The organism is Amycolatopsis sp. NPDC004747 (assembly GCF_053601335.1).
The window spans coordinates 1-26,590 of sequence record NZ_JBSGBQ010000059.1 but is presented as its reverse complement, the minus strand read 5'-3'; the positions used below and the strand labels follow the sequence as shown (position 1 = coordinate 26,590).

The 26,590-nt window shown below is 72.6% G+C and carries 28 protein-coding genes; 18 read left to right on the top strand and 10 right to left on the bottom strand.

Features of this window, described 5'->3' with window-relative positions:
- The first annotated feature begins 11 nt into the window (after positions 1-11).
- The 7 genes from ACWEGE_RS45890 (at position 12) to ACWEGE_RS45860 (ending at position 7,139) form a co-directional block, all read left to right on the top strand.
- Positions 12-1,538, top strand: coding sequence for an acyl-CoA synthetase (locus ACWEGE_RS45890; protein ID WP_449666811.1), 1,527 nt, complete (start codon positions 12-14; stop codon positions 1,536-1,538).
- A complete protein-coding gene (locus ACWEGE_RS45885) occupies positions 1,535-2,311 on the top strand; it encodes a crotonase/enoyl-CoA hydratase family protein (protein WP_449666810.1) in 777 nt (258 codons plus the stop codon). The genes ACWEGE_RS45890 and ACWEGE_RS45885 overlap by 4 nt, the downstream gene beginning before the upstream one ends.
- Complete coding sequence (locus tag ACWEGE_RS45880) at positions 2,308-4,227, top strand: acetoacetate--CoA ligase (RefSeq protein ID WP_449666809.1); 1,920 nt, start codon at positions 2,308-2,310, stop codon at positions 4,225-4,227. Before ACWEGE_RS45885 ends, ACWEGE_RS45880 begins: the two co-directional genes overlap by 4 nt.
- A gap of 35 nt (positions 4,228-4,262) precedes the next feature.
- Positions 4,263-5,156, top strand: a complete 894-nt coding sequence (locus ACWEGE_RS45875; protein ID WP_449666808.1) for a 3-hydroxyacyl-CoA dehydrogenase NAD-binding domain-containing protein — start codon at positions 4,263-4,265, stop codon at positions 5,154-5,156.
- A gap of 13 nt (positions 5,157-5,169) precedes the next feature.
- The gene (couO, locus tag ACWEGE_RS45870; RefSeq protein WP_449666807.1) at positions 5,170-6,036 is read left to right on the top strand and encodes a 4-hydroxyphenyl-beta-ketoacyl-CoA hydrolase; all 867 of its coding nucleotides are present in this window, start codon (positions 5,170-5,172) and stop codon (positions 6,034-6,036) included.
- A gap of 62 nt (positions 6,037-6,098) precedes the next feature.
- The gene (locus ACWEGE_RS45865; RefSeq protein WP_449666818.1) at positions 6,099-6,317 is read left to right on the top strand and encodes a DUF2188 domain-containing protein; all 219 of its coding nucleotides are present in this window, start codon (positions 6,099-6,101) and stop codon (positions 6,315-6,317) included.
- A 90-nt stretch (positions 6,318-6,407) separates the two neighbouring features.
- Entirely contained in the window at positions 6,408-7,139 is a 732-nt protein-coding gene (locus tag ACWEGE_RS45860; protein WP_449666806.1) for a hypothetical protein, read from the top strand.
- 109 nt (positions 7,140-7,248) lie between these two features.
- Here the strand turns inward: ACWEGE_RS45860 and ACWEGE_RS45855 are convergent, their stop codons facing one another.
- Entirely contained in the window at positions 7,249-7,971 is a 723-nt protein-coding gene (locus tag ACWEGE_RS45855; RefSeq protein ID WP_449666805.1) for an ATP-binding protein, read from the bottom strand.
- Between the two features lie 90 nt (positions 7,972-8,061).
- Between ACWEGE_RS45855 and ACWEGE_RS45850 the strand changes: the two genes are divergently transcribed.
- Positions 8,062-8,784, top strand: a complete 723-nt coding sequence (locus tag ACWEGE_RS45850) for an HAD family hydrolase (protein WP_449666804.1) — start codon at positions 8,062-8,064, stop codon at positions 8,782-8,784.
- On the opposite strand, the gene ACWEGE_RS45845 is transcribed toward ACWEGE_RS45850, so the two are convergent.
- Together ACWEGE_RS45845 and ACWEGE_RS45840 are read right to left on the bottom strand one after the other, a co-directional pair.
- A complete protein-coding gene (locus ACWEGE_RS45845; protein WP_449666803.1) occupies positions 8,777-9,394 on the bottom strand; it encodes a class I SAM-dependent methyltransferase in 618 nt (205 codons plus the stop codon). The two genes, ACWEGE_RS45850 and ACWEGE_RS45845, sit on opposite strands and share 8 nt — an antisense overlap.
- Before the next feature lie 58 nt (positions 9,395-9,452).
- Positions 9,453-10,157 carry an alpha/beta fold hydrolase gene (locus ACWEGE_RS45840; protein ID WP_449666802.1) on the bottom strand — a complete coding sequence of 235 codons (705 nt, stop codon included), beginning with the start codon at positions 10,155-10,157 and terminating at the stop codon, positions 9,453-9,455.
- A 122-nt stretch (positions 10,158-10,279) separates the two neighbouring features.
- On the opposite strand from ACWEGE_RS45840, the gene ACWEGE_RS45835 reads away from it, so the two are divergent.
- Positions 10,280-10,837, top strand: coding sequence for a TetR/AcrR family transcriptional regulator (locus ACWEGE_RS45835; protein WP_449666801.1), 558 nt, complete (start codon positions 10,280-10,282; stop codon positions 10,835-10,837).
- A gap of 102 nt (positions 10,838-10,939) precedes the next feature.
- Complete coding sequence (ligD, locus tag ACWEGE_RS45830; protein WP_449666800.1) at positions 10,940-12,910, top strand: DNA ligase D; 1,971 nt, start codon at positions 10,940-10,942, stop codon at positions 12,908-12,910.
- A 3-nt stretch (positions 12,911-12,913) separates the two neighbouring features.
- Here ligD and ACWEGE_RS45825 read toward each other — a convergent pair whose 3' ends face one another.
- On the bottom strand, positions 12,914-13,777 hold the full coding sequence (locus tag ACWEGE_RS45825; RefSeq protein ID WP_449666799.1) for a hypothetical protein: 864 nt from the start codon (positions 13,775-13,777) through the stop codon (positions 12,914-12,916).
- Between the two features lie 80 nt (positions 13,778-13,857).
- Positions 13,858-14,799, bottom strand: a complete 942-nt coding sequence (locus tag ACWEGE_RS45820; RefSeq protein ID WP_449666798.1) for a glycoside hydrolase family 43 protein — start codon at positions 14,797-14,799, stop codon at positions 13,858-13,860.
- A gap of 221 nt (positions 14,800-15,020) precedes the next feature.
- On the opposite strand from ACWEGE_RS45820, the gene ACWEGE_RS45815 reads away from it, so the two are divergent.
- The gene (locus tag ACWEGE_RS45815; protein WP_449666817.1) at positions 15,021-16,031 is read left to right on the top strand and encodes an AI-2E family transporter; all 1,011 of its coding nucleotides are present in this window, start codon (positions 15,021-15,023) and stop codon (positions 16,029-16,031) included.
- Positions 16,032-16,095: 64 nt separating this feature from the next.
- On the opposite strand, the gene ACWEGE_RS45810 is transcribed toward ACWEGE_RS45815, so the two are convergent.
- The 3 genes from ACWEGE_RS45810 to ACWEGE_RS45800 form a co-directional block, all read right to left on the bottom strand.
- Complete coding sequence (locus ACWEGE_RS45810; RefSeq protein WP_449666797.1) at positions 16,096-16,449, bottom strand: hypothetical protein; 354 nt, start codon at positions 16,447-16,449, stop codon at positions 16,096-16,098.
- Positions 16,450-16,772: 323 nt separating this feature from the next.
- Positions 16,773-17,147: a hypothetical protein gene (locus tag ACWEGE_RS45805; protein ID WP_449666796.1), complete on the bottom strand. Its 375-nt coding sequence runs from the start codon at positions 17,145-17,147 to the stop codon at positions 16,773-16,775.
- A gap of 298 nt (positions 17,148-17,445) precedes the next feature.
- Positions 17,446-17,787, bottom strand: a complete 342-nt coding sequence (locus tag ACWEGE_RS45800) for a hypothetical protein (RefSeq protein WP_086843416.1) — start codon at positions 17,785-17,787, stop codon at positions 17,446-17,448.
- Positions 17,788-18,057: 270 nt separating this feature from the next.
- Here ACWEGE_RS45800 and ACWEGE_RS45795 point away from each other — a divergent pair, with 270 nt between their 5' ends.
- A complete protein-coding gene (locus tag ACWEGE_RS45795; RefSeq protein ID WP_449666795.1) occupies positions 18,058-18,396 on the top strand; it encodes a WGxxGxxG family protein in 339 nt (112 codons plus the stop codon).
- A gap of 833 nt (positions 18,397-19,229) precedes the next feature.
- The gene (locus ACWEGE_RS45790; RefSeq protein WP_449666794.1) at positions 19,230-19,700 is read left to right on the top strand and encodes a hypothetical protein; all 471 of its coding nucleotides are present in this window, start codon (positions 19,230-19,232) and stop codon (positions 19,698-19,700) included.
- 144 nt (positions 19,701-19,844) lie between these two features.
- Here ACWEGE_RS45790 and ACWEGE_RS45785 read toward each other — a convergent pair whose 3' ends face one another.
- Positions 19,845-20,786 carry a hypothetical protein gene (locus tag ACWEGE_RS45785; RefSeq protein ID WP_449666793.1) on the bottom strand — a complete coding sequence of 314 codons (942 nt, stop codon included), beginning with the start codon at positions 20,784-20,786 and terminating at the stop codon, positions 19,845-19,847.
- 185 nt (positions 20,787-20,971) lie between these two features.
- Here ACWEGE_RS45785 and ACWEGE_RS45780 point away from each other — a divergent pair, with 185 nt between their 5' ends.
- On the top strand, positions 20,972-21,976 hold the full coding sequence (locus ACWEGE_RS45780) for a polysaccharide deacetylase family protein (protein WP_449666792.1): 1,005 nt from the start codon (positions 20,972-20,974) through the stop codon (positions 21,974-21,976).
- A 335-nt stretch (positions 21,977-22,311) separates the two neighbouring features.
- On the opposite strand, the gene ACWEGE_RS45775 is transcribed toward ACWEGE_RS45780, so the two are convergent.
- On the bottom strand, positions 22,312-22,506 hold the full coding sequence (locus ACWEGE_RS45775) for a hypothetical protein (RefSeq protein ID WP_449666791.1): 195 nt from the start codon (positions 22,504-22,506) through the stop codon (positions 22,312-22,314).
- Positions 22,507-22,703: 197 nt separating this feature from the next.
- Between ACWEGE_RS45775 and ACWEGE_RS45770 the strand changes: the two genes are divergently transcribed.
- The 4 genes from ACWEGE_RS45770 to ACWEGE_RS45755 form a co-directional block, all read left to right on the top strand.
- Positions 22,704-23,546, top strand: a complete 843-nt coding sequence (locus ACWEGE_RS45770) for a DUF3152 domain-containing protein (protein WP_449666790.1) — start codon at positions 22,704-22,706, stop codon at positions 23,544-23,546.
- A 262-nt stretch (positions 23,547-23,808) separates the two neighbouring features.
- On the top strand, positions 23,809-24,660 hold the full coding sequence (locus tag ACWEGE_RS45765) for a geranyl diphosphate 2-C-methyltransferase (RefSeq protein WP_449666788.1): 852 nt from the start codon (positions 23,809-23,811) through the stop codon (positions 24,658-24,660).
- 10 nt (positions 24,661-24,670) lie between these two features.
- A complete protein-coding gene (locus ACWEGE_RS45760) occupies positions 24,671-25,777 on the top strand; it encodes a family 2 encapsulin nanocompartment cargo protein terpene cyclase (RefSeq protein WP_449666787.1) in 1,107 nt (368 codons plus the stop codon).
- A gap of 13 nt (positions 25,778-25,790) precedes the next feature.
- On the top strand, positions 25,791-26,590 hold an 800-nt coding region (locus ACWEGE_RS45755), incomplete at its 3' end, for a cyclic nucleotide-binding domain-containing protein (RefSeq protein WP_449666786.1).

The window sequence follows — 26,590 nt, the reverse complement described above, 5'->3', positions numbered from 1 at the left end:
AGGAGGGAACCGTGAACCGGCCCGATTTCGGCCTGGGGAGCTGGCCCGCGCGGCGGGCGCGGATCAACCCGGACCGCACCGCGCTGGTGGAGGCCGGCCGGTCGCTCACCTACGCCGCGCTCGCCGACCGGGTGGACGGACTCGCCGGGGCGCTGACCCGGCTCGGGGTGCGCCCGGGCGACCGCGTGGCCTACCTCGGCGTCAACGCCATCACCGTGTTCGAGACGCTCTTCGCCACCGCCCGCTGCGGCGCGCTCTTCGTCCCGCTCAACTACCGGCTCGCCCCCACCGAGATCCGGTACATGCTCGACGACAGCGGCGCCTCGGTCCTCGTGCACAGCCCGGACACCGCCGACCTGGTGGCGGCGGCCGGAGGACTGCCCGACGGCGTCGTCATCGCGACGGCCGGGAGCTTCGAGGCGGAGATCGCCGAGGCCGGGCCGTCGCCGGACACCGAAGTCCGGCTGGAGGACCCGTGCCTGCTGCTCTACACTTCCGGCACCACCGGACGGCCGAAGGCGGCGGTCCTCACCCACGGCAACCTCACCTGGAACACCGTCAACCAGCTGGCGCACCTCGACGTCCTGGGCACCGACAAGGCGCTGTGCATCGCGCCGCTGTTCCACTGCGTCGGGCTCGGCCAGATCACCCTGCCGACGCTGTTCAAGGGCGGCAGCGTGGAACCGGTGGCGAAGTTCGATCCGGGCGCCATCCTCGCCCGGATCGGCGAAGCCGGGATCACCAGCTTCTCGGCGGTGCCGACGATGCTCGAGATGATGTGGCGGCACGAGGCGTGGGACCGCACCGACCTGAGCTCGCTGACCTGCGTGCTCTACGGCGGCTCGCCGGTGGCCGAACGCGTCGCGCAGGCCTGGCTCGACCGGGGCGTGAAACTCCTGCAGGGCTACGGCATGACCGAGGCCTCGCCGGGTGTTTCGATGGCCACCCACGAGGGCACGCTCGACCACCCGGTCGCCGCCGGGGTGCCGCACTTCTTCACCGACGTGGCCGCGCTCGGCCCCGATCTCACGCCGCAACCGCTGGACGGGACGCCGGCCGAGCTGCTGGTGCGCGGCCCGCACGTCTTCGGCGGCTACTGGAACCGCCCGGAGGAATCGAAGGCGAGCTTCGTCGACGACGGCTGGTTCCGCACCGGTGACGTCGTCCGCGTCGACGACGACGGCTGGGCCCACGTCGTCGACCGGGTCAAGGACCTGATCATCTCCGGCGGGGAAAACGTGTACCCGGCGGAGATCGAAGCGGTGGCCGCCCGGCTCGACGAGGTCGACGCCTGCGCCGTGGTCGGGGTGCCCGACGAGCGCTGGGGCGAGGCGGGCGCGGCCTTCGTCGTGGTCCGGCCCGGGGCCCGGCTGGACGAACCGCGGTTCCGGGCCCACCTCGAACAGCACCTCGCGCGCTACAAGATCCCGAAGCACGTGCAGTTCACCGACGCCCTGCCCCGCAACGCCACCGGCAAGATCCGCCGCGTCGAGCTGCGCACCCTGGCCGCCGAAACCTTCACGAACGGACCCGCATGACGACCCCACTCCTGCCCCCTTCGCTGCGCCTGGAGCTGCGGGACGACATCGCCGTGCTGTGGCTGGCCCGGCCCGAGAAGCGCAACGCCCTCGACGACGCGACCGTGCTCGGCCTCGAATCGTTCTTCGGCAGCCCGCCGCCGGGGGTCAAGGCCGTCGTGCTCGACGCCGTCGGCGACCACTTCTCCGCCGGGCTGGACCTGTCCGAGCTCGCCGAGCGCGACGCGTTCGAGGGCCTGGAGCACTCGATGATGTGGCACCGCGCGTTCGAGCGGCTCGAACGCGGGCGGGTCCCGGTGGTCGCCGTGCTCAAGGGCGCGGTCGTCGGCGGGGGCCTGGAACTGGCGGCCGCCGCGCACATCCGCGTCGCCGAGCCCTCGGCGTTCTACGCCCTGCCGGAGGGCCAGCGCGGGCTGTTCGTCGGCGGCGGCGCGTCGGTGCGGGTGCCGCGGCTGATCGGCGCGCACCGGATGGCCGACATGATGCTCACCGGCCGCGTGCTCGACGCCGACGAGGGCCACGCGGCCGGGTTGTCGCACTACCGCGTCGAAAACGGCCTGGAGCACGCGCTCGGCCTGGCGCGCAAGATCGCGGACAACTCGCCGATCACGAACTTCGCCGTCCTGCAGGCGCTCCCCCGCATCGCCGAGGCCAACCCGGCCGAGGGCTACCTGATGGAGGCGCTGATGGCCGCGATCGCCGGCGGCAGCGCCGAGGCGAAGGAGCGGATGCAGGCGTTCCTCGACAAGCGCGCGGGGAAGGTCGGCCGATGATCCTGCGCCCGGTCGCGCCCGACGTCCGCGAGACCACCGAGATCGGCCGGTACCTGCGGTGGCTGGAAACCCGCGGGCACTTCTTCGACGGCTACGCGGACCTGCACCGGTGGTCGGTGACCGACCTCGACGGCTTCTGGTCCTCGGTCAAGGACTTCTTCGGCGTCCGCTTCCACCGCCCCGCCACCGCGGTCGTGCCGGACCGGACCATGCCGGGCACGCAGTGGTTCCCCGGCGCGACCCTCAACTACGCCGAACACGCGCTCGGGCACGGACCGGACGACGCCACCGCGGTCATCGCGTATTCCCAGACGCGCGAACGCACCGAGCTGACCTGGGCCCAGCTGCGCGACCGGGTCGCGCGCGCCCGCGCGGGCCTGGCCCGGCTCGGCGTCGGGCGCGGTGACCGGGTGGTGGCCTACCTGCCGAACATCCCCGAAGCCGTGGTCGCCTACCTCGCGGTGGCGAGCCTGGGCGCGATCTGGGCCTCCTGCGCCCCCGAGTTCGGCGCGAGGTCGGTGGTCGACCGGTTCGGCCAGATCGAGCCGCGGGTGCTGCTCACGGTGTCCGGTTACCGCTACGGCGCCAAGGACGTCGACCGCCGCGCCGAGGTCGCCGAGATCCGCGCGGGGCTGCCCACCGCCGAGCACGTCGTCCACGTCCCCTACGGCGGCCACGACCTGCCGGACACGATCGCCTGGGCCGACCTGCTCACCGATAGGGCGCCGGGGTTCGAGCCGGTCGGCTTCGCGCACCCGCTGTGCGTGCTGTTCTCCTCCGGTACGACGGGCAAGCCGAAGGCGATCGTGCACGGTCACGGCGGGCTCCTGCTGGAGCACCTCAAGAACCACGGCCTGAGCTGGGACCTGCGCCCGGGCGACCGGATGCTCTGGTTCTCCACCACCGCCTGGATGATGTGGAACGCGCTGGTCTCGGGCCTGCTCACCGGCACCTCGATCGTGCTGGTCGACGGCAACCCGCTGCACCCGGACCTGGCCTGGCAGTGGCGGCTGGCCGCGGAAACGCGGGCCACGCTGATGGGCGCGAGCCCGGGTTTCCTGATGGCGTGCCGGAAAGCGGGCCTCGACCCGGCCGCCGAGTACGACCTCTCGGCGCTGCGGCAGCTCGGCGCGGCGGGCAGCCCGCTGCCCGCCGAGGGCTTCCACTGGGTGCACGAGCGGTTCCCGGGCGTCCTGCTCAACGTCGGCAGCGGCGGCACCGACGTGTGCAGCGGGATCGTCCAGGGCGGCCCGCTGCAGCCGGTCGTGGCGGGCGAAATCTCCGGTCCCTGCCTCGGCGTCGACGCGAAGGCGTTCGACGAGCACGGCACCGAAGTGGTCGGCGAACTCGGCGAACTGGTGATCACCGCCCCGATGCCGTCGATGCCGGTAGGGTTCTGGGGCGACGGCTCGGGTGAGCGCTACCGCGACACGTACTTCTCGACCTACCCCGGGATCTGGCGGCACGGTGACTGGATCCGGTTCACCCCCGAGGGCAGCTGCGTCATCGCCGGCCGCTCGGACGCCACCCTCAACCGCGGCGGCGTCCGGCTGGGCACCGCCGAGTTCTACGCCGTGGTCGAGGAGCTGCCGGAGATCGAGGACTCCCTCGTCGTGCACCTCGAAGACCCCGCGGGCGGCAACGGCGATCTCCGGCTGTTCGTGGCGCTGCGCAACGGGTTCTCGCTCGACGACGCCCTGCGCGGCCGGATCGCGTCGGCGTTGCGGACCGCGCTCTCGCCGCGGCACGTGCCGGACGCGATCACCGCCGTGCCGTCGATCCCCCGCAACCGCACCGGGAAGAAACTGGAGCTGCCGGTGAAGAAACTCCTGCTCGGCGCGGCGATCGACGAGGTCGTCGGCCGGGACGTGCTGGCCGATCCCACCGCGCTGGACCCCTTCGGGGCGCCGGCATGAGCACCGCCGACGTACTTCCTCCCGCGGAGGCGGAATTGAGCACCGTCGCGGTCGTCGGCACCGGCGTGATCGGCGCGAGCTGGGCCGCCCTCTTCCTGGACCGCGGCCTCGACGTCGTCGCCACCGATCCGGCGCCCGGCGCCGAAGAGCGGCTGCGGAGTGCCCTCGAGGGCGTGCCGACGGACCGGCTGCGGTTCGTCGCCGACCCCGGCGAAGCGGCCGCCGCCGCGGACTTCGTCCAGGAGAACGGGCCGGAGCGCGAGGACGTCAAGCACGCGCTGTTCGCCGTCCTCGACGAGGCCGCGCGGCCGGACGTGGTCCTGGCGAGCAGCTCGTCCGGGCTGCTGCCGAGCGTCATCGCGCAGGGCTGCCCGAAGCACCCCGAGCGCGTGGTCGTCGGGCACCCCTTCAACCCGCCGCACCTGATCCCGCTCGTCGAGGTCGTGCCGGGCCGCGAGACCGCGCCGGAGGTGGTCGACCGGGCCGTGGCGTTCTACACCTCGGTCGGGAAGCGGCCGATCCGGCTGGCGCAGGAGGTGCCCGGCCACGTGGCGAACCGGCTGCAGGCCGCGCTGTGGCAGGAGGCGTACTCCCTCGTCGAACGCGGTGTCGCGACGGTCGCCGACATCGACACCGCCATCGCCTACGGGCCCGGCCTGCGCTGGGCCGTGCTGGGCCCGTTCGTCAACCAGCACCTCTCCGGCGGCGCGGGCGGGCTCGCGCACGTCCTGGCCCACCTCGGGCCGCCCACCGAGCAGTGGTGGCGCGACCTCGGCCGGGTCCACCTCACCCCGGAACTGGCCGAAACGCTCGTCGCGGGTGTCGACGCCGAACTGGCGGGCACCGACGACCGTGCACTGGTGACGGCCCGCGACACCGTCCTGAACGCCCTGCTGGCCGCCAAGGCCGCGCAGCCCGACCTGCCCTGACCTGGAGCTCCTCGTGGACCTTTCCTCCCTGACCGCCATCGACGTCCACACCCACGTCGAGCAGGACGGCCACGGCTGCTTCGCCCTCGACCAGGAACTGCTGGACGCGTCGGCGAAGTACTTCCGCGCCGGCCAGGACCGCACGCCGACGGTGACCGCGATCGCCGAGCACTACCGGGCCCGGAACATGGCCGCCGTCGTCTTCACGGTCGAGGCACCGGCCGCGACCGGGCACCCCGCGCTGTCGAGCGAGGAGATCGCCGACGCCGCCGCCGAGCACGCGGACGTGCTCATCCCGTTCGGCTCGGTCGACCCGCACGCCGGCAAGGCGGCGGTGCTGCGCGCGCGGAAGCTGGTCGGCGAGCACGGGGTGCGCGGGTTCAAGTTCCACCCGAGCCTGCAGGCGTTCGAGCCCAACGACGTCCGGTACTACCCGCTCTACGAGGCCATCGCGGAGCTGGGCGTCCCGGCCCTGTTCCACACCGGGCAGACCGGCATCGGCGCCGGCCTGCCGGGCGGGCACGGCATCAAGCTGCGCTACTCGAACCCGATGCTGCTCGACGACGTCGCCGCCGACTTCCCGGACCTGACGGTGATCCTGGCGCACCCGTCGGTGCCGTGGCAGGACGAAGCGATCTCGGTCGCGACGCACAAGGCGAACGTGTACATCGACCTGTCGGGTTGGTCGCCGAAGTACTTCCCGCCGCAGCTGGTGCGCGCGGCCAACACGCTGCTGAAGCGGAAAGTGCTGTTCGGGTCCGACTTCCCGGTGATCACCCCGGACCGCTGGCTCGCCGACTTCGCCGAACTGGAGCTCAAGGACGAGGTGCGGCCGTTGATCCTCAAGGACAACGCCATCGAAGTACTCCGGCTGCGGTGAGTTTGTCCGCTACCTCCCCGGGCATCCGCATCCCTTCGGGTCTCGCGATGGGAGGCGGCGTCGTGGCGGAGGGTGACGTGCACACCTACTACGAAGACGGACTGTGGAAGAACCGCGTCGAGGGCGGCCACCGGGCGTCCAACACCTCCCCCCGCCGCGTCGACGCCGTGCTGGCGGGGCGGCAGATCGCGCGGAAGCGCCGGGTCGGGCACTTCGTGCACACGCCGGAGGGCGAGATCGAGACCGAACGCGACTTCCGGCCCCGCCGCCCGGCGCGATGACCTGCGTCACGGCGGCTGTAACGGACCACCCGGTCCGGCGATAGCCCGTTCGTGTCCGGGGACGCCCCGGCCTTCACGAACGGACTACCCATGCGCTCCTTCCGCCTGGCCGCGCTCCTCACGGCCGGTTCCCTCGCCCTCGCCGGCTGCGCCGGCAGCTCGGACACGCCCGCCCCGGCCGCGGCCGGCACCACGACCCCCGCGACGTCCAGCACCCCGGCGGCGCCCGCCCTCGACGCCGCCAAGGTGGGCCCGGCGATCACCGCGGCGGCCAAGCAGGCCTCGGCCGTGCACGTCAAGGGCACGATGTCCCAGGAGGGCAGCGCGGTCAACCTGGACCTGCAGCTCAACCCGGACAGCGCGAGCGGCACGGTGGTGAAGGACGGTCTCGAGATCCCGGTGCTGCGGGTCGGCGACAAGTACTACTTCAAGTTCACCGAATCGCTGGTGAAGCAGTCGGGTGCCCCCGCCGCGGCGGCCAAGCAGCTCACCGGCAAGTGGGTGTCCTCGACGGCCAAGATCGGCCAGAGCATCGGGGAGGCGTTCAAGATGTTCCTCGACTACAAGACGTTCACCGAGGGCACGCTGGGCGAGCTGGAGAAGACGACGTTCAAGCCGGGCGAGCAGACGACCGTCGCCGGCGCGCCGGCGCTGACCTTCGCGAGCTCGGAGGGCACGGCCACGGTGGCCGCGACCGAGCCGCACTACCTGCTGCGCATGTCGGACCCGAAGAACGGCGCGATGGAGTTCAGCGACTGGAACAAGCCGGCCACGGTCTCGGAGCCCCCGGCCGCGGACATCTACTCCGGTCCGGGCGCCTGAGCGGTCGGCCCGCGTACCCAGGCGGTCGGCCCGCGTACCCACAGAGTCGGCCCACCGGCCGACCCTCCAAGTACGCAGGCCGACCCTCCGGGTACGCGAGGCGAGGCCGTCAGCGAGCCAGCAGGGCCCACACCGTCTTGCCGCCGGAGCGGGACCGGCTGCTCCCCCACCGCTTCGCGACCTTGGTGATCATCCGCAGGCCGAACCCCGCGGCGGTGCGGTCGAGGTCCTCCCGCAGCACCGCCGGCCGCCGGCTCTCGTCCGAGACCTCCACCGACAGCGTCCCGCGGCGCAGCTCGAGCCGCAGCCGGGGTGCCGATTCCGTGTGGCGCAGCGTGTTCTCCACCAGTTCGGTCGCGATCAGCTCGGCGTCCTCGGCCAGCTCCGGCACCATCCACTCCGCGCAGACCCCGCGGACGAACCCGCGAGCCCGCGCCGACGTCTGCGGCGACCGGTCGAGCAGGCGGGCCGCCTGCCGCCGGGCCGGGCAGCGCAGGGCCTCTTCGGCCGCGGCCGCGTCCGGGTACACCGGGACGCAGCTCGACGCCAGTGCCGCGCGCTGTTCCGGGCGGCCCGTCACCAGCACGAAGGGCAGCGCGGGCCAGTCGCCGACGCGCCGGGCGACCAGGTCGAACACCCTGATCAGCGTCCGATCGCGCAGTTCGAGGCGCTCGACATCGATCAGCACGCCGTCCGGGGAGTCGGCCGCGAACTCGAGCAACCCGTCGCGCAGCTGCGGGTACGTCGTCCGGTCCAGGACGCCGACGACCGACGCCCTCGCCGGAGCGCCGTGCCGGGGCACCAGCCACACCGAATTGTGCCGGGCGAGCACTGGTGACCACCTCCTCGACGACGATCACCCGATCGGATAACCCGTCCGTAACCCGTCAAACACGGCGTTTCCGCGATCGACGCGGGTGAGGTGTACGGCCCGCCGGGAGGGGTATCCGGAGCCGGAAGTCGCCCCGACGGCAAGGAGCCTGCCATCGCCACCGCGGTCCTGTTCGACGTCGACGGCACCCTCGTCGACTCCAACTACCTCCACGTCCACGCCTGGCGCCGGGCGTTCCACGAACTCGACCGCGACGTCGACTCCTGGCGCGTGCACCGCGCGATCGGCAAGGGGTCCGGCAAGCTGCTGGCCACCCTGCTGGGTGAAGAGGACGCCGGCCGCGTCGGTGACCGGGCCAAAGAGCTGCACAGCCGCTTCTACCTCGAGACGGCCGGCCTGCTGCGCCCGTTCGACCGCGCTCCCGAGCTCGTGCGCGAGCTGGCCGGGCGCGGGGTGCGCGTGGTGCTGGCGACGTCGGCGGGGCCGGACGAGCTCGAGGCGCTGCGCAAGGTCCTCGACGTCGACGACGTGGTCGCCGGCATCGTCTCCGGCGCCGACGTCGACGCGACCAAGCCCGATCCGGAGCCGGTGGTCGCCGCGCTCGAAAAGGCCGGGACCACGCCGGAGGACACCGTCTTCGTCGGCGACGCGGTCTGGGACGTCCACGCCGCCACCAAGGCCGGCGTGCGCACGGTCTCGGTGCTCTCCGGCGGGATCGGCGCGGCGGAGCTGCTCGACGCCGGCGCGGTGGCCGTCTACGACGACGCCGCGGCCTTGCTGACCCGGCTGGACGAAAGCGTGCTGGTCAGCTGAGCTTGCCGGCGACCAGCCGCTCCACCAGGCCGAGCTTGAACCGCTCCCGCCGCCGCACCGGCAGCCCGAGCGCCTCGACGAGGTGCAGCGGCCGCCGCCGGAAGTGCTCGCCGGCCAGCGGGACGCTCGCCAGTTCGAGCAGCCACTGCACGCCCCGCACGAGCCGCGACGACGACGTCACGTGGTCGACGAGGATCAGCTGTCCGCCCGGGCGCAGCACCCGGACCATCTCCGCGACCGCGGCCGCGGGGTCGGGGATGGCGCAGAGGCCGAACGTGCAGACCACGGTGTCGAAGGAGGCTTCGGCGAACGGCAGGGCGTGGGCGCTGCCCTGCCGGAAGGTCACCGGCCGGCCCAGCCGCCGGGCCCGGTCCCGGGCGATCGCGAGCATCCCCTCGCTGAGGTCGAGGCCGGTGAGCGTGACCTCCGCCGGGTAGTGCGGGAGGTTCAGCCCGGTCCCGGCCGCGACCTCCAGGACCTCGCCCGTGGCCTGGCCGCAAGCCCACTCCCGCGAGTCGCCGAAGAGGCGGCGGTCCCAGACCCCCATCTCCGCGTCGTAGGTCGTGGACTTGCGGTCCCAGTACCGACGCCACCGCTCCGCCTTCGTCATGTCCCCCAGCGAAGCACGGACACCGCCGGCCGGGCATCCCCGGCCGGCGCCCGCCGGCTCACTCGACGCTCGCCGCCGCGGCCAGGACCACCTCGGCGACGACCTCGGGCTGGGACACCGCGACCGCGTGCGAGGCGTCGATCCGGCGGACCGTCGACGACGCGCGCTCGGCCATGAACTCCTGCGCCGCGGCCGGGATGGCGTTGTCCTGGTTGGCGATCAGCGTCCAAGACGGCAGCTTCGACCACGCGGGGGTGCCCTCGAACGGCGCGGCGAGGGCCTGCTGCGCGACCGCCCGCTGGGTCACCGCCATGATCGCCGCGGTGGCCGCGGGGACGTCGGCGGCGAAGACCTCGGCGAAGTCCGCCGGCTTGATCGACAGCTCGGGCTCGCCGTCGTGCACCAGGACGTCCGTGGTCTCCGGGCCCAGCTTGGCGCCCGGGTAGCGGCCGGACAGCTCGAACACGCTCTCGCCCGCGTCCGGCTGGAAGGCGGCGATGTAGACCAGGGCCTTGACGTTCGGCGCGTCGGTGGCCGCGCGGGTGATCAGGGCGCCGCCGTAGGAGTGGCCGGCCAGGACCACCGGGCCGTCGACGCTGTCCACGACGTCCTTCACGTAGGCCGCGTCGGACTCGACGCCCCGCAGCGGGTTCGCCACCGCCTTGACCGGATAGCCCTGCTCCTGCAGCTTCGCGACCACCCCGGTCCAGCTCGACGAGTCGGCGAACGCGCCGTGGACCAGGACGATGGTGGGCTTGCTCATGGCTGGCTCCTTCGAAGAGAACGATCGGTCTTTCTGTCAGTTACTCTGGCCCCTCCCGGCCGCCGTGGCAATGTGATGAAGCCGATCTGGCAGAACGATCGGTCTTTCTCTAAGCTGCGGGGATGAGGACTGCCGAGCCGCACCCGAAGGACCGGCTGCTCGCGACCGCCGCCCGGCTCTTCTACGCCGAAGGCATCCACGCCGTCGGGGTGGAACGCCTGGTTTCCGAGGCGGCCGTGACCCGGGCGACCTTCTACCGCCACTACCCGACGAAGGACGACCTGGTCGCGGCCTACCTCGCCGAGACCAGCCGTCGGATCCGCGAAGGCGTCGCCGCGGCGCGGGCGGGACGGCCACCGCGCGAGGCGCTCGCCGAAACCATGGCGGTGGTCGGCGACGCGACCTGCGAGGAGGGCTTCCGCGGCTGCCAGTTCCTCAACGCCGCCGCCGAGTACCCCGACCCGGAGAGCCGGGTGCGCCAGGTCATCGACGACCACCGGCAATGGTTCTTCGGCGTCCTGCGCGAGCAGGCCGCCGCGCTCGGCCACCCGGAACCGGACCACGCGGCGCGCGTGCTCGTCCTGCTGCGCGACGGCGCCCTGCACGGCGGCGAACTCGACGACGCCGGCGAGGTGCGCACCACGCTGCGCCGGGCCGTCGACGACTTCCTGGCCGCGTGAACGGCCCGCCGAACAGGCGTTCACGCCGCTTTCACCTGCACAAATCCGGCTAATCTAGGCCGAACGGGTTACCTTGGGCACCGAAGGTGACGGAGGTCCGAAATGGCGGCAGACGAGGGGGCGCACGTCCCGGCCTGGGTCGAGCCGATGCTCGCCAAGGCCGACGGCGGACGGCTGCGCAGCGGCCCGGAGTGGGCCTACGAGTACAAACTGGACGGTTACCGGGCGGCGATGCGGATCGCCCCGGACGGCACGACGGTGCTCACCAGCCGCAACAACATCGACTTCACCGCGGAGTTCGCCGACCTCGAAGGCGTGCTCGCCCCCGCCCTGGACGGCCGCGCCGCCTACCTGGACGGCGAGGTCGTCGTCTACGGCGAAGACGGCCGGATCGACTTCGAGCGGATGCAGGAGCGCCGCGGCCGGTACGTCCGGTACCAGAGCGGGCCGAAGGGGCTCGAGTTCCAGGACGTCCCGGTCCGGTTCCTGGCCTTCGACCTGCTCCAGCTCGGGGACGCCAGCCTGCTGGGCCTGCCGTACGACGAGCGCCGGGGCCTGCTGGCGGAGCTGCCGATGCCCGATCCCTACCGGATTTCGGTGGTCCGCGCGGTCACGTTCGACGAGCTCGCCGCCGACCGTCGCACGCCCGAGGACTTCCTCGCGCACGCCGCGTCCGCCGGGTACGAAGGCGTCGTCGCGAAGCTGCGTTCGTCGGCCTACCACCCCGGGCAGCGACCGGATTCGTGGCTCAAGCACCCGCTGGTCCGGACCCAGGAGGTGATCGTCTGCGGCTGGCGGCCCGGCCAGCGCAGCTTCACCGGCACCCTCGGCGGGCTGCTGCTCGGCGCGCACGACCCGGCCACCGGCGACCTGGTCTACATCGGCGACGTCGGCACCGGGTTCAGCCAGGCGAGCCGGGCCGATCTGCAGGCGCAGCTGCAGGCCATCGAGCGTCGCACGCACCCGTTCGTGACGACGCCGCCGCGGGAGGACACCGTCCGCGCCCGCTGGGTCGAACCGCGCCTGGTGGGCGAGATCGTCTACCGCCAGTTCACCCGCGGCGGCCGGGTCCGCCACACCGCCTGGCGGGGCCTGCGCCAGGACAAGGACCCGGCCGAAGTCCTGGCGCCGCGCGCGGTTCCGCACGAACCGGCCGCGGCGCCCGCACCCGCACCCGAGCCGCCGGGGCAGCGGATCACCGTCCAGGCGGGCAACCGGCGGCTCACACTGTCCAATTTGGACAAGGTGCTGTACCCGGCGGCCGGGTTCACCAAGGGCGAGGTGATCAACTACTACTCCCGGGTGGCGGCGGTGCTGCTGCCGCACCTCGCGGGCCGGCCGGTGACGTTCATCCGGTACCCCAACGGCGTCGACGGCCAGAAGTGGTACGAGAAGAACGTCCCGAAGGGCGCCCCGGACTGGCTGCGCACAGTCCGGCTGGCGGTCACCGGCGGCACGATCGACCACCCGCTCCTGGACGACCTGCCGGGCCTGGTGTGGGCGGCGAACATGGCGGCGCTGGAGCTGCACGTTCCCCAGTGGACGGTGGAGTCGGGCACCCGCCTGCTCCCGGACCGCCTGGTGTTCGACCTGGACCCGGGCCCGGGCACGACGATCGTCGACTGCTGCCGGGTGGCCGAGCGCCTCCACGACGTCCTGGTGGCGGACGGGCTGACCCCGTACGCGAAGACGTCGGGCTCGAAGGGGATGCAGCTGTACTGCGGAATCCGCACGGAGGACGCCGCGGCACCGTCGGCGTACGCCAAGCGGCTGGCCAAGCGCTTGGCCGCGGAGACACCGGAGTCGGTGACGGCGGTGATGGCGAAGGCCCAGCGCACGGGCCGGGTGTTCATCGACTGGAGCCAGAACAACCCGGCGAAGACCACGGTGGCCCCGTATTCACTGCGCGGCCGCGACCACCCGACGGTGTCCACGCCGGTGACGTGGGACGAGGTCCGAGCCTGCCGCCACGCGACACGCTTGACGTTCACGGCGGACGAGGTCCTGGACCGGATCGAAGAGCACGGCGACCTGCTGGCCGGGCTCGGCAAGGAAAGTGCCCCGCTGGGGTGACGGTCAGGAGCCGCCCAGGAACCGCTTGAGCTTCCCGACGAGCCCGCCGGAGGTCCGCTCCGGCGGCGGGGAGGTTTCCTTCGCCGGACGGGTCGCCGGCGCGGGCTCTTCGCTGCGAAGAGCGTGCTTGGGCGGCGACGGAAGTTCGGCGGCCCGGGGCTGCGGAGCTCGCACCTCGCCGGGCGGCGCCGGCGCCGCAGCGGAACCCGCCGCCGACTCGGCAACCGGCTGGACTGCCTGCGGGGCAGCCCCTCCCCGCGCGGCCGCTCCTTGCGGCACCGGGGAAACCGCCGCCGGTTCGGCAACCGGCTGAACCATCGGCGCGGCGGCGACCGGGCCGGCCGCCTGCTGCGGGACCGGGGAAGCCACTCCCGCCGCGTCCCGCTCCGACGAGTGCGGCGCGCCGGAAGCTCCCCGCCCCGCCGCTCCTTGCGGCTCCGAGGGAACCGCCCCCGCCGATACCTGCGCCGAGGAACGCGGCGCACCCGGAACCTCGGGCCGCACCTCACCCCACGGCGCCGTGGGCACCTCCTCCGGCCGCACCCCCGCCCCGCCGGACTGCGGCCGCTCCCCCGTCCCGCCGGACTGCGGCCGTGGCGCCGGGATCTCCCCCGCCATCCGTCCCGACTCCGGGACCGCCTCCTCCCGCCGTGGCAAGGCCGGGCGGGCGAGCATCTCCGGGGTGATCGCCGGTGTCATCAGCGGTGTGTGCGCCGCGTCCGCGTTCGGCGCCGCCGGCTCGCGGGCCGCCGGGTACCGGGCCAGCGGGTCGTCGTCGACCGCCGTTCCGTCGGCACGATGGCTCCGGAGCAGGGCGCACAACCCCAGCAGCCCCACCAAGCCCGCCAATCCCCACCACACCGTCATGTCGCTCCTCCGTTCCTCCGCTCCCGGGATATCCGGCCCCCGGACGGCCCAACCGAGCGTTACCCGGGTGGGTGACCCCGTCACCCCAGCCGCGGCAGGTCGCCCGGGAAGGTGATCGGCAGCGAATACAGGCCCCGCGCCGTACGGCCGCCGGCCAGCCAGCCGTGGAAGAAGATGCGGTCGTCGACCACGTCCGCGCCGCCCGGGGCGTCCACCTTGCCGCCGAGCTGGTCGGTCGACAGGACCTTGCCGTCCGCCTTCACGAACGCCCCGCCCAGCGACGGCGCGGACGCGTAATTCGTGTGGTAGCCCGTGCTCTGGAACGTGTCCGCCGAGTAGAACAGCAGGTACCGGGCGGCCGTCTTCACCACCGAAGGCGCCTCGACGACCGACATTTCGGCCGTCAGGTCCGCCCGCAGCAGCTCGGTGCGCGGGCCGGCGAGGGTGCGTCCGTCGGCCTGCAGCTTCTGCGCCCAGATCGCCGACGGCGGCCCGGTCGCCGCGCCGTTGCTCTTGTAGAGCAGATAGCGTGACCCGTCCGTGTCGACGAACGTCTGCGGGTCGATGTCCCCGTGGTCGCCGGGCTCGCACACCAGCGGCCGGTCGCCGGCCGGTGTGTACGGTCCTTCCGCCTTCTTCGCCGTCGCCGCACCGAGGCACATCTCGCCGCCGGCGGTCGGCGCGGCCGCGAAGTACAGCACGAACGTGCCGTCGGCCAGCTGGGTGACGTCCGGCGCCCAGAACCCGCCGTCCGGTTTCGCCCACACCGGAACGGCTCCGAGCGCGTCACCGGCGACGCGCCAGGGTCCGTCCGCCGCGGCGGCATCGGCCATCCGGATCCGCGTTTCCTTCGCGCCCGTCGCGAACGCGAAGTAGCCCCAAGCCGTCTTGACGACGTCCGGATCGGGGAAGTCCTGGTCGATCAGCAACCGCGGCGCACCGGCGGCCGCCGCTTCCGGCGCCGCCGCGAACGCGGCCAGCAGTGCGACGACCGGAACGAGCAGAAGGTCCTTGAAGCGCATAGGCGATTTTGCCGACACCGCAACGATTCCGGCAACGTCAGGCGACCGCCGTCACCGGGAAGCGTGGACTTGCCCGGACGCCCGGATCGGGTGGATTCGTTCGTGCCGACCGGGGTAGCCGCCGACCCATGCACGCAACGAGCGGCCGTGGGGCCCACCGTGCCGGGCACCCCGTCGGCGAGGCCGAGGCCGAGGCAGCGGCGGCCCGGCCGGAAGAACCCTTGGGTGCGCCGGGAAAACCGCTCGACCGGCGCTCGCCGTTTGTCACCGGGCTGCTCGCCTCGGCCGGGGTGGTCGTCACGGTCGCCGTCGCCGAACTGCTCCTCGCGGCGTCCGACGTGCTGCTCCTGATCGGCATCGCGTTCTTCCTCGCGGTCGGGCTCGAGCCGGTGACCGCCCGCCTCGCGCGCCGGGTGCCCCGCGCGCTCGCCGCCACCGTGGTCGTCACGACCGGGGTGGCCGTCCTCGGCGGCACCATCGCCGCGGCCGCCGTTCCGTTGGCCGGCCAGGCGACGCAGGTGCAGAACGGCACGCCACGGTACCTGGCCCTGCTGCACGACCACGCCACCCTGCTCGGCCGGGTCAACGAAACCTTCGGGCTCGAAGCCGCCGTCCGGTCCGTCCGGCTCCCCGACGTGGCGAAGTCGCTCGCCGGGCTGCTCGGTGACGCCGTGATCGTCGTGGTGCTCGCCGCCTGCCTCGTCGCCGGTTTCCCGCGGATCCGCACCGCCCTCTACCGGCTGGCCCCGCGGTCTCGGCGGCCGCGGGTGATCCTGATCGGCGACGCGGTCTTCCGGAAGGTGGGCGCGTACCTGGTCGGCAACGTCGTCGTGTCGCTGATCGCCGGAGTGACGACCTTCGCGTGGCTGTGGGCGTTCGGCGTGCCCTACCCGCTCGTGCTCGCCGTGCTCGTCGCCGTGCTCGACCTGGTGCCGGTCGCGGGTTCGGTGGCGGCCGGCGCCGGCGCCACCCTCGTCGCGTTCACGGTCTCGGAACCCGTCGGGCTCGCGACGCTCGGCTTCTTCGTCGTCTACCGGGTGGTGGAGGACTACGTGCTGCTGCCGAAGATCGTCGGCCGAGCCGTGCGGATCCCCGCGCTCGTCACCCTCGTCGCGGTGCTGCTCGGGTTCGAGCTGCTCGGCGTCGCCGGCGCGTTCGTCGCGGTGCCGGTCGCGGCGGCGGTGCTGCTCGTCGTGCGGGAAGTCGCCGTGCACCGGCTCGACCGGACCTAAGCTCGACCGGACGCAGGAAACCGCCGCGCGAGACGCTCCCCGCGCGGCGGTCCGACCGGAACGATCAGTTGCCCTGAGCGGTCCCGCCGTCGGCGATCTCGCCGGCGGCGCAGTTGTCGGGGTTGGACCCCTCGGCCTCGTGCTCGCCCGGCGAGAGCACCGGCACGCCGATGCCGTTGGCGGTGTCCTGGACCGGCACCTGGACGCCGAGGACGTTGATGTTGTTGTCGCACACGCCGCCGACGACGTTCAGGTTGTGCACGGCGTCGAGGTTCTGTACGTTGCCGACCAGGCCGAACTGGTCGGTGGAGTCGACCGGGTGACCGGCCACGCTGACGTTGGCCGCGGACGCCGAGCCGCCGAGCACCGCCATCCCGGCGGCGAGAGTCGTGGCGACGAAGCCGAGCTGCTTGATCACGAGAAAAATACTCCTTCTGGGAACCCACCGGAGGGGCCCGGCGGGGGATCGGGGAAAGGGAACGGACCCGGCTTCGGCTCGCCGGGCCCGGGAAGATCCGTTAGGGTGCGCATCAGGCCGGGTGGGACCGGCGCACTTCTCCAGCGTCGTGGCCGGTCCCACCCGGGTCGGTGCCGTCCGGCGTCACGGCGTGCCCGGAACGCGGAACCGGAGTGTGCAGCTCGCTCCGTGTTCCGGGCGCGCGGTGCGGCGCCGGCACTGGCGACCGTTTCCCGTGCCCGGAGCCGGCTTCCGCACGCACGGGCGGCTCCGGGCACGGAAACTCAGTGACCCTGGCTGGTGCCACCGTCGGACAGGCCGCCCGAGGCGCAGTTCTCCGGGTTCTCGCCGCTGGCCTCGTGCGAACCCGGCGACAGGATCGGCACGCCGATGCCGTTGAGCGAGTCCTGGACCGGCACCTGGACGCCGAGCACGTTGATGTTGTTGCCGCACACGCCGAGGACGGCGTTGACGTTGTGCAGCACGTCGGTGTTGTTCAGGTTCACCAGGCCGACCTGGCCGGTGTAGTCGTAGCCGCCGTAGTGGTGGCCGTGGTGGTGCCCGTGGTGGCCGTCCGGGGTGTCGGCCGCGGCGATGCCGCCGGCCAGGAACGCGCCGGCCGCCGCGGTGGCCGTGACGAAGCCGATCTTCTTCAGCATGGATTGCTCCTCGGTGAACGATGTTCGGAGAACGGGACGTCAGTGAAGGTGTGTTCTCCGTCCCGTGTGAGGGAAACGTACTGATGCCGCGACGCCGTTTCCACTTCGTGCCACCATCGTGTGGGTGCCGCGAGCCTCTGACCGCGCCGGGTGTGGTCCGATCGGGTTAGCCGCGGTTCTGTTGGCTGCCAAGACTTCGCCCGCCGCCACCTCTGATATCGCTTGCGGGGCAAGGAATGTTTCCGGGCACGCGAAAGAGCCCCGCGCCGGGCGGCGCGGGGCTCTTTCGCGGAATTCCTTATTCTGGCCAGGCCTCGGCTTCGGCCGTGAGCGCGGTGGTCACGTCGATCTCACCCGACCGCACCCGCCACGCGAGCGAGTCGGGCCGAGGCTGCAGCAGGTGCCACCCGACGACGTCTTCGTCGCGGTAGCAAGGGTTTTCGTCGTCACCGATGCCCAGCGCGGCGAAGTACTGGCGGGCGGGCCAGGTTTCGGGCACCCAGGCGCGGGCCCAGCGCACGACGATCCTGGCGAGGTCGTTGCGGCCGTCCGCCGGGTGGATCAGGCGATCGCCGGTGGTGCAGATGAGACGTGGTGTGTACGTCGCGCCCAGTGGCGCGACGGCGAGTTCAGTGTTCATTCCTCCCCCGGTCCACGGCAGTGGACGGTATTACCCGGCTCGGATGCGCTGCTGCGCTTGAGAAGGGGAAGGACGGCCGGCGGCGGACGTGCGCACGCGGTGCGTCCCTGCCCGGCTCCGTCTTGAACCGGGGACCATCCTACAAAGGCCGGCCGGACGCCGGAGACCGGCCCCCGGCGTCTTCGCCCGTTCCCGTGACAGCGGGCGTGGATGCGGCCGGCGGGGGTACGCCACGGGGAACCGATTTCCGCAACGGAAGGAAGAACCGTGATGGACCACAAGGCAGGCAAGCTGTGCTGCGCCGGCATCGCGGCCGCGGCGTTCGCGCTGACCGGGGCACTGCCGGCTTCGGCGGCACCGGAGTTCGCGGCGCCGGCCTGGCACCAGCAGACCGACGACGGGACGAACCACGACAACACCCGCGACGACGACGGCGACAACGGCCTGTGGGGCCTGCTCGGACTGGCCGGGCTGCTGGGTCTGGCGGGGTTGGTGCGACGCGGCCCGAAGCCGGGAGCGATGGCGGGGTATCCGGCCGCGGGGGCGACCCCGCCGCCGGCGAACGCGTACCCGCCGGCCGAACCGCGGCGGAACCCGCCGGGCGCCTGAGGGCCGAGGGTATTGCTTAACCGGCCCCCACCGGACGCCTGAGGGCCGAGGGTCCTGCTTGACCGGCCCCCACCGGGAGCCTGAAGGCCGATGGCGTTGCCGGGCCGGTCCGCACCGGGAGCCTGGAGGCCGATGGCGTTGCCGGGCCGGTCCCCACCGGGAGCCTGGACGCCACCCGGTGTCCGGGTACCGCGGATCCCGCACGGCAGGCGCCCGCCTGCGGTCCGAGTGACCCTGGTGCCCCGCACCGCGATTCCCTCCTCTTCGCGCAGAACGTCCCGGCGCCGTCAGCGTCGGGACGTTCTGCGTTTTCTTCTCTCCGAATGGCGCCCAGTTGTCAGGTCTCGGCACCGAGGAGGCCACAGTAACGGCCGGAGAAACCGGCCCTGCAACCGCCACCCAGATTAGCGAGGCGCTCGCCGCGCAAGAAGTGTTTTCGCACCTTACCCTACTTAAGAGTGTCCTTTCCCGCCCTGGGCAAATGGGCCTGATTACCCATTCTTTCTTCCCTTAAACCTCACGATCGGGTGATAATCTCGCGTCACCCGAAACTGGCACCGCTCGCACCTTCGGTAAAGAAATCCCCGTCGATTCAGCCGTATACCGTAACCGCCAGACACGGACGAGTGGCGCTGTCACACAACGTAGCTGTTGCGGAAAACCGCCGAACAGCCACTTCACGCGATGTCGATGTTTGTCACGGGGATCTCCCGAGGCCGTACACCGAGTGGAATCAACCGGCGCCGCCCGCCCCCGGACATCCGCTCGCGTTATCGCGGATCGGCGCTCACCATGATCGCAGTCGGCATCGCACAATCTCCGAGGAGTACGACATGAAAAGTGCACTGACCCGAGCGCTCACGGTGTTCGTCACCGCGGCCGCGGTGACCTTGACGGGGGTGGGTGTGGCGACGGCGGGCGGCCCCGGTGGCAGCGGATCGTCGAGCACCACCAGCGCCGCGGCGGAGGTCCAGGGCCTGCGCGACCAGCTGGCGTCGCGAGCGGACAACGGGGACGTGCCCGGCACGCAGGCCACCCTCGGCCGCCTCGACCCGCTGCTGTCGGATCTGGCCCAGGGCAAGCGGTACACGATCCAGGCCGCGGCCAAGGACAGCGCGGCCACCGCGCAGAAGGACACCGCCGAAGCACGCCAGGGCGTCGACAAGCTGGCCGATCAGCTGGCGTCCCGCCAGTCGCTGCCGCCGGTTTCGGCCTTGCTCAACGCGCTGCTGCAGCGGGTGCTGATCAGCCTTTCCGCACTGGTGAACGACCTTCTCGGCGGGCTGCCCGTCCCGGTCGGCTGAGCCGGCCGGCACCCCGGGCGGACAGCCGGCGAAGGCCCGGCGCGGGTTCCCTCCCGCGCCGGGCCTTCGTCGTCCGCGGCCGGCGCGAGCGCACGAAGAAGCCCGGTGCGGCGGACCGCACCGGGCTTTCGCCGTCCCGGCGGGCTATTCGTAGACGACGTAGGCGGGCGTGGGGCTCAGCGCGAGAACGTCGGCCGGGGTCATCAGCTCCGCGCCGCGGCGGGTGTCCTCCTCGAAGAACAGCTTGAAGCCGGGCCGCACGTGGGCGGGCATGGTCGTCATCAGCGTCTTCCAGGTCGCCTTCTTGGCGGCGGCCGAACCGATGCCGTCGACCACCTTGACGACCGAGACCCCTTGGTGGGCAAGCAGATCCTGTTCCTCGCGCACCACGGACGCGGCGACCTGGTGGTAGACCATCACCTTGGCGGGCAGGTGGTGCGCGCCGGCCAGGTCGCCGAGGTAACGGGCGACGCCGTCGAGCTCGGCGCCGGTCGTGCGGCCGAACTTCCGGCCCGGGACGACGCCGGGTTCCACGGCCCACTCGGGGTCGAGCGCGACGCCGACGTCCGGCTCGGTCAGCCAGCGCTCGTAGGCCTGGACCTCGGGCAGGAAATCGGCGCGGCCGGGCTGGATGTTCAGCAGCAGCAACCCCTTCAGCGCCCGGGCGGCGTCGAGGTAGTCGCGCACGGTCGAATCCTCGCAGCGGCTGCGGAACATGCCGTCTTCGCCGGGCGAGCGGTGCACGGTGGTGGCGATCAGCTCGACGACCGGGATGACCGGACGGCCCGCCGGGAACGCGTCGATCTGGCGGCGCAGCGCGCGGCTCGCTTCCGCGAGGTCGCCCGTCATGCGCCCGAGCGCCTTCGCGCCCGGAGCTCCGCAAAAGCCGACCAGAAGGCCTTTTTCGAGCGGGTTCGGGGGTGGCGGCGACGGGGTGGCCGCGACGGCGGCCGGGGCGGGCACGGCCAGCGCCTTCCCCCGCTGCAACGCACCACACGCACTCGTGGCGAAGCCCGCGAGAGCGGCGGTGAGGACCAGGCGTCGATCGAAGGTTCGTTCGGCGGCGACCGCCTTTTTCGGGACCATCGCGGGGAAATACCCGCCGGTGATCACCGGCAAACCCGATTCCCGGCGATCACCGCATCGTGCCGGTGCCGTTTCCGGCGACCCGGCCCCGGCCTGCGGATTCCTTGTGGTGAAGCGGAATCCCCGGCTCACCCGACCCGGTGGCCCGGCCCGCGACGGCGGCGGCGCGGACGCACACTGCGGGCATGCGTTGCCTTTTCCGGTTCGGTGCCGGGTTCACCGCCGTCCTCACCCTGGCGGCCTGTGGCGGCCCCACGCCGGCCGCCCCGCCGCCCGCACCGCCGCATCCGGTGCCCGCCGCGCCGGTCCGCATCACGCCCGCCGCCGCCCGGCAGGTGGGCGCCGACGAGCTCGGCCGGGTGCCGGTGCTGATGTACCACCGCCTCGTGGCGCAGCCGAAGTCGGTCTACGAGCGCACGCCCGCCGACTTCACCGCGGAGCTCGAGCGGCTCGCGGCCGAGGACTACGTCCCGGTCACCACGGCGGAGCTGGTCTCCCGGCGGCTCGACCTCCCGGCGGGCGCGCACCCCGTGGTCCTGACCTTCGACGACGGCGATCCGACGGTGTTCCGCCTGACGCCCCAGGACGCGCCGGAACCGGGCACGGCGATCCGGATCCTGCTGGACGTCGCGGCGGCGCACCCGCGGTTCCGCCCGGTGGCGAGCCTGTACGTCAACGAGCACCCGTTCGGCGGCGATCCCGACGGACGCGCGCTGCGCTGGCTGGCCGGCCACGGCTTCGAGATCGGCAACCACACGCGTCACCACACGAACCTGCGCACGGCAACGGAAGGCGCGGTGACGGCGGCCATCGCCGAAGAAGACGCGCTGATCCGCCAGGCGGTGCCGGGCTACCAGCCGAAGACGCTGGCCCTGCCGTACGGCAGCCGCCCGCGCCGGACGGGGCTGGCCCTGCAGGGCCCGGGCTATGCGTACGCGGGCGCGCTGCTGGTGGGCGCGGATCCGGCGCCGTCACCGTGTTCGGGCAAGTTCGACCCGGCGGCGATCCCCCGGATCCGTTCGCAGTCGGCGGGACCGGAGGCGGAGTACGGATCGGCCCATTGGCTCGACGAGCTGGGCTCACCGTCGGGCCACCGCTACACCTCCGACGGCGACCCGTCGACGGTGTCGTACCCGCGGGCCGGGGGCCCGGTGGCGCCGGAGTGTGCGAGCGTGGGCCTTGCCTACTGAACGCCACCCGATGGCCCGCGTCGACTGGCTGCCCCAGCCACGCCGCCGCCCGGCGCAGCCGAGCGGGGCACCGGCACCGGCACCGCGATCGCCTCGCATCCCACCCCCGGCGGCGCGAACGGCTCCGGCGGCCCCGGCGGCACGAACGGCTCCAGCTACCCCGGCGGCACCCACAGTGCCAGCGCCCCCGACAGCACCAGCGACGCGAACGGTCCCGGCTACCCCAGCGGCACCAGCACCCCCGGCGGCGCCAACAGTTCCGGCGCGACCAGCACCCCCGGCGACGCAAACAGTTCCAGCGGCCCCGGCAGCACCAGCGCCGCGAACGGACCCAGCTACCCCAGCGGCACCAGCACCCCCGGCGGCGCCAACAGTTCCGGCGCCACCAGCACCCCCGGCGGCACCCACAGTGCCAGCGCCCCCGACAGCACCAGCGCCGCGAACCGTTCCAGCTGCCCCGGCGGCGGAAGATCCGGGTCAGGTCGCCACAGCCCCGGCGACACCGCGCCCGGTGTCCACGCCGGAACCACGCGCCCGCACCGAGGCTGCGCCGGCCCCCACGTCCGAGCCGGCTCCGGCCGCGCCGAGCCGCACGCCGGCGCACCCCCTCTCGCCCGGAACCACAACTCCGGTCGGACCCGAGCCACCCTCCCGGCGGCGCCGCGCCTGCTCCATCGCCCCCGCCATCTCCGTCGGCCCGCCCGCTCCCCGCGTTCCCCACGCACCCGTGGCCACCCCCGACCCGCCGGCCCCACCACCGCCGGCCCCGGCGCCCGAGCCCGTCCAGGCCGACTGGTGGCCGCCTGCCGTGCTGGTTTTCGCCGTTGCCCTCGCCCTTGCCCTTCTCTTCACCCCCGAAGCCGCCCAGCCCCGGCGGATCTCCGGTGTCGCCTCCGCCCAGCCCACCACCCGGACCACGCCCCCGAAACCGGCCCCGGAACCCGCCGCCCTGCCCGAAGGCGTGCCGGTCACCGAAGCCGGCGATGGCACGTGGCGCGTCGTCCCCGGTGCCGGCCACGACATCGGCAGCGGCGGGGAACTGCTCACCTACACCGTCGAAATCGAAAACGGCGTCGAGCTCGCCTCCTTCGGGCACGACGTCGACGCCATCCTCGCCGACCCCCGTGGCTGGGCAGGCGACGGCGCCGTCACCTTCCGGCGGCTCGACGACCCCGGCGGCGATCCCGACGTCCGGATCAGCCTGACCAGTCCCGGCACCGCCCGGCGCCCCGGCCTCTGCGGCTTCCGCATCCCCTTCGACTCTTCGTGCCGCCTGTCCCGCGACCACCGGATCGTCCTCAACCTCGCCCGGTGGCTGCGCGGCGCCCACTCCTACGACGGCGACCTGGCCGGTTACCGCGCCTACGCCGTCAACCACGAAATGGGCCACGCGCTCGGCCTCGGCCACGTCGGCTGCCCCGCACCCGGCGCACCGGCGCCGGTGATGATGCAGCAGACCTTCGGGCTGTCCAACACCTACCTCGCGGACCTCAACCGCGCCGAACCCGGTGCCGCCACGAAGGTCCGGCCCGACGGGGCCGTCTGCCGCCCCAACCCGTGGCCGCGCTGAGCACATGGACATGATGGCGAACCTCGAAAATCACCTGACACGCGCTGTCGCGCTTCGTCACCCGGTCGTGGCGATGTCGATCTCCAACAGGGGGCGGCACACCGGTCCCGACCACCTGCGGCACGAGTTCCGCTGGGCCGGACGGGCAACGACGGCGGAACCGGGGTGAAGCTCCTTGTCGCTGCGAAACTCCCGCCACTAGCGTCTTCGGTGAGGGAACCGAATCCCTTTGCTGCCAAGGAAACGACGAGGAGTGCCATCGATGACCGCTCTCGAGAAGCCCGTGACCCGGACCGCGTACCAGCAGTCGGTCGCCGACTACTGGAACGCGGAGAAGGATCCGGTGAACCTCCGGCTGGGCGACGTCGACGGCCTCTACCACCACCACTACGGCCTCGGCGACTACGACCCGGCCGTGCTGGAAACCCCGGCCGCCACGCGCGACGAGGCGATCATCGCCGAGATGCACCGGCTCGAGACCGCGCAGGCGGACGTCCTGCTCGACCACCTCGGCCCGATCACGCCGGAGGACAGGCTGCTCGACGCCGGCTGCGGCCGCGGCGGCACCAGCGTCATGGCCCACCTGCGGTTCGGCTGCCAGGTCGACGGCATCTCCATTTCGGAGCAGCAGGTCGGGTTCGCCAACGCGCACGTGCGGCAGCGCGGGATCGACGGCTCGGTCCGCTACCACCTGAAGAACATGCTCGACACCGGCTTCGAATCCGGGGCGTTCCAGGGCATCTGGAACAACGAGAGCACGATGTACGTGGACCTGAACGAGTTGTTCGCCGAGCACGCGCGGCAGCTCAAGCCCGGCGGCCGGTACGTGACGATCACCGGGTGCTACAACGACGTCACGGGCGGCCGGTCGCGGGCGGTGAGCCAGATCGACCAGCACTACATCTGCAACATCCACGCCCGCGGCGACTACTTCAAGGCCCTCTCCGCCAACGGGTTCGTGCCGATCAACGTGGTCGACCTGACCGCGGCGACGATCCCCTACTGGGAACTGCGGGAGAAGTCGTCGGTCGCCACCGGCGTCGAGAAGCCGTTCCTGACCGCCTACCGCGAAGGCAGTTTCCACTACCTGCTGATCGCCGCCGACCGCGTCTGAGGCGGGCGGGGTGACCGGGGAGAGCACCACCTGTCCACAGTGGACCATCGGCGGGCTGCCGGCGGCGCCGTTCGGCATCGGGACGTCGGCGGCGCGGATCGCGACGCAGTTCGCGCCCGGGACCGGGCCGGACCCGGCGTACGCGTACCTGCACTGGGGCGACGGCAGCGCGCCGCCGCTGTACTGCCCGGTCCAGGGCCGCGTCGACGACGGCCTGGCCGCCGAAGTCGACCGGCGGCTGGTCGCCTGGGCGGCGGACTGCGGGTTCACCGGCAAGGGCCTGGAACAGATCGCCGGCGCCGGGTTCGGCCGGCTGGTGATGCTCGCCCACACCGACTGCGACGACCCGGACCGGCTGCTCGTCGCGGCGCAGCTCAACGCGGTCTGGTGGGCGGCCGACGACTACTACGCCGACGACAGCACGCTCGGCGCGGCGCCCACCGAGCTCCCGCCGCGGCTGGCGCTCGTCATGGCGGCCATGGACCCGGTCGCCCCGGCGGGGGAGTTCACGCCCCCGCTGGAAGAGGCGCTGCGCGGCGACCCGATCCTCGTCGGGCTGCGCTCGGCGGTCGGCCACCTGGGCCGGCACGGCTCGCCGGTGCTCGTCCAGCGGGTCTGCTACTCGACGTTCGCGATGTTCGTCAGCTGGGACGCCTACGCGGCGTGGCGCCACACCGGGCAGTACCCGCCGGCGTGGGAGTACCTGGCGGCCCGCCAGCACGACAGCTTCTACACGTCGATGACCCTCGTCGACGCCGTCGGCGGCTACGAGCTGGCCGCCCCGTTCTACTACGACCCGCGCGTGCGCGAGGCGATGATGCGGGCCGGGACGGCGTCGGTGCTGGTCAACGACCTGCACTCGGTGGCCAAGGACGCCGCCGATGAGAAGCCGGTCTGCAACATGGTGCTGCAGATCGCCGCCGACCGGGGCTGCCCGGTCGAGGAGGCGGTGGCGGCCACCGTCGAGCTGCACAACAAGATCGTCCACGAGTTCGAGGACGGCCACCGGGAGCTGCTGGCCGTGCCGTCGCCGGAGCTGCAGCGCTTCCTCGTGGGTGTCCGTTCCTGGATGGGCGGCGGCTTCACCTGGCACGCCACCAATCCCCGCTACCAGTGATTGGGGTTTCGTCGTGACTGTCACCGACCCGGTGGGATCCGAGCAGGTGGACGCGGAGCAGGCGCCGTCGAGCCTGGGACGGGCGGCGGCCCGGACCCTGGCCACCACAACCAAATCCGTCCCGCAGATGCAGGGCATCTCCTCCCGCTGGCTGCTGAAGGTACTCCCCTGGGTCGACGTCGCCGCCGGGTCCTACCGCGTCAACCGGCGCCTGTCCTATGCCGTCGGCGACGGCCGCGTCACCTTCACCACCACCGGCGCCCACGTCCGCGTCATCCCACCCGAACTCGGCGAACTCGCCCCCCTCCGCGGCTACGACGACCAAGAGGTCCTCACCGAACTCGCCGACCGCTTCACCCAACACGAATACGCCCCCGGCGACACCCTCGTCGAATTCGGCTCCCCCGCCGACCAGGTCTTCCTCCTCGCCCACGGCAAAATCACCAAAACCGGCACCGGCGCCTACGGCGACCACGTCATCCTCGCCACCCTCGCCGACGGCGACCACTTCGGCGACCACACCCTCACCGACAACGACAGCATCTGGGAATACACCGCCAAAGCCGTCACCACCTGCACCGTCCTCACCCTCCCCCGCACCGCCTTCCAAGACATCCTCGACCGCTCCGACACCCTCCAAGCCCACCTCGCCGACTACCGCGCCCGCGCCACCACCGCCAGCAACGACCACGGCGAAGCCGAAATCACCCTCGCCTCAGGCCACGACGGCGAACCCCTCCTCCCCGCCACCTTCGTCGACTACGAAACCCACCCCCGCGAATACGAACTCTCCGTCGCCCAAACCGTGCTCCG

Excerpts from the sequence above, each read along its gene's own strand:
- ACWEGE_RS45825 (WP_449666799.1), bottom strand. The coding sequence starts at position 13,777 with ATGACGGTGTGGTGGGGATTGGCGGGCTTGGTGGGGCTGCTGGGGTTG.
- ACWEGE_RS45765 (WP_449666788.1), top strand. The coding sequence starts at position 23,809 with ATGACCGCTCTCGAGAAGCCCGTGACCCGGACCGCGTACCAGCAGTCG.
- ACWEGE_RS45885 (WP_449666810.1), top strand. The coding sequence starts at position 1,535 with ATGACGACCCCACTCCTGCCCCCTTCGCTGCGCCTGGAGCTGCGGGAC.
- ACWEGE_RS45800 (WP_086843416.1), bottom strand. The coding sequence starts at position 17,787 with ATGAACACTGAACTCGCCGTCGCGCCACTGGGCGCGACGTACACACCA.
- ACWEGE_RS45845 (WP_449666803.1), bottom strand. The coding sequence starts at position 9,394 with ATGACGAAGGCGGAGCGGTGGCGTCGGTACTGGGACCGCAAGTCCACG.
- ACWEGE_RS45805 (WP_449666796.1), bottom strand. The coding sequence starts at position 17,147 with ATGCTGAAGAAGATCGGCTTCGTCACGGCCACCGCGGCGGCCGGCGCG.
- ACWEGE_RS45795 (WP_449666795.1), top strand. The coding sequence starts at position 18,058 with ATGGACCACAAGGCAGGCAAGCTGTGCTGCGCCGGCATCGCGGCCGCG.
- ligD (WP_449666800.1), top strand. The coding sequence starts at position 10,940 with ATGGCGGCAGACGAGGGGGCGCACGTCCCGGCCTGGGTCGAGCCGATG.
- ACWEGE_RS45820 (WP_449666798.1), bottom strand. The coding sequence starts at position 14,799 with ATGCGCTTCAAGGACCTTCTGCTCGTTCCGGTCGTCGCACTGCTGGCC.
- ACWEGE_RS45840 (WP_449666802.1), bottom strand. The coding sequence starts at position 10,157 with ATGAGCAAGCCCACCATCGTCCTGGTCCACGGCGCGTTCGCCGACTCG.
- ACWEGE_RS45780 (WP_449666792.1), top strand. The coding sequence starts at position 20,972 with ATGCGTTGCCTTTTCCGGTTCGGTGCCGGGTTCACCGCCGTCCTCACC.
- ACWEGE_RS45835 (WP_449666801.1), top strand. The coding sequence starts at position 10,280 with ATGAGGACTGCCGAGCCGCACCCGAAGGACCGGCTGCTCGCGACCGCC.
- ACWEGE_RS45790 (WP_449666794.1), top strand. The coding sequence starts at position 19,230 with ATGAAAAGTGCACTGACCCGAGCGCTCACGGTGTTCGTCACCGCGGCC.
- ACWEGE_RS45880 (WP_449666809.1), top strand. The coding sequence starts at position 2,308 with ATGATCCTGCGCCCGGTCGCGCCCGACGTCCGCGAGACCACCGAGATC.
- ACWEGE_RS45785 (WP_449666793.1), bottom strand. The coding sequence starts at position 20,786 with ATGGTCCCGAAAAAGGCGGTCGCCGCCGAACGAACCTTCGATCGACGC.
- ACWEGE_RS45860 (WP_449666806.1), top strand. The coding sequence starts at position 6,408 with ATGCGCTCCTTCCGCCTGGCCGCGCTCCTCACGGCCGGTTCCCTCGCC.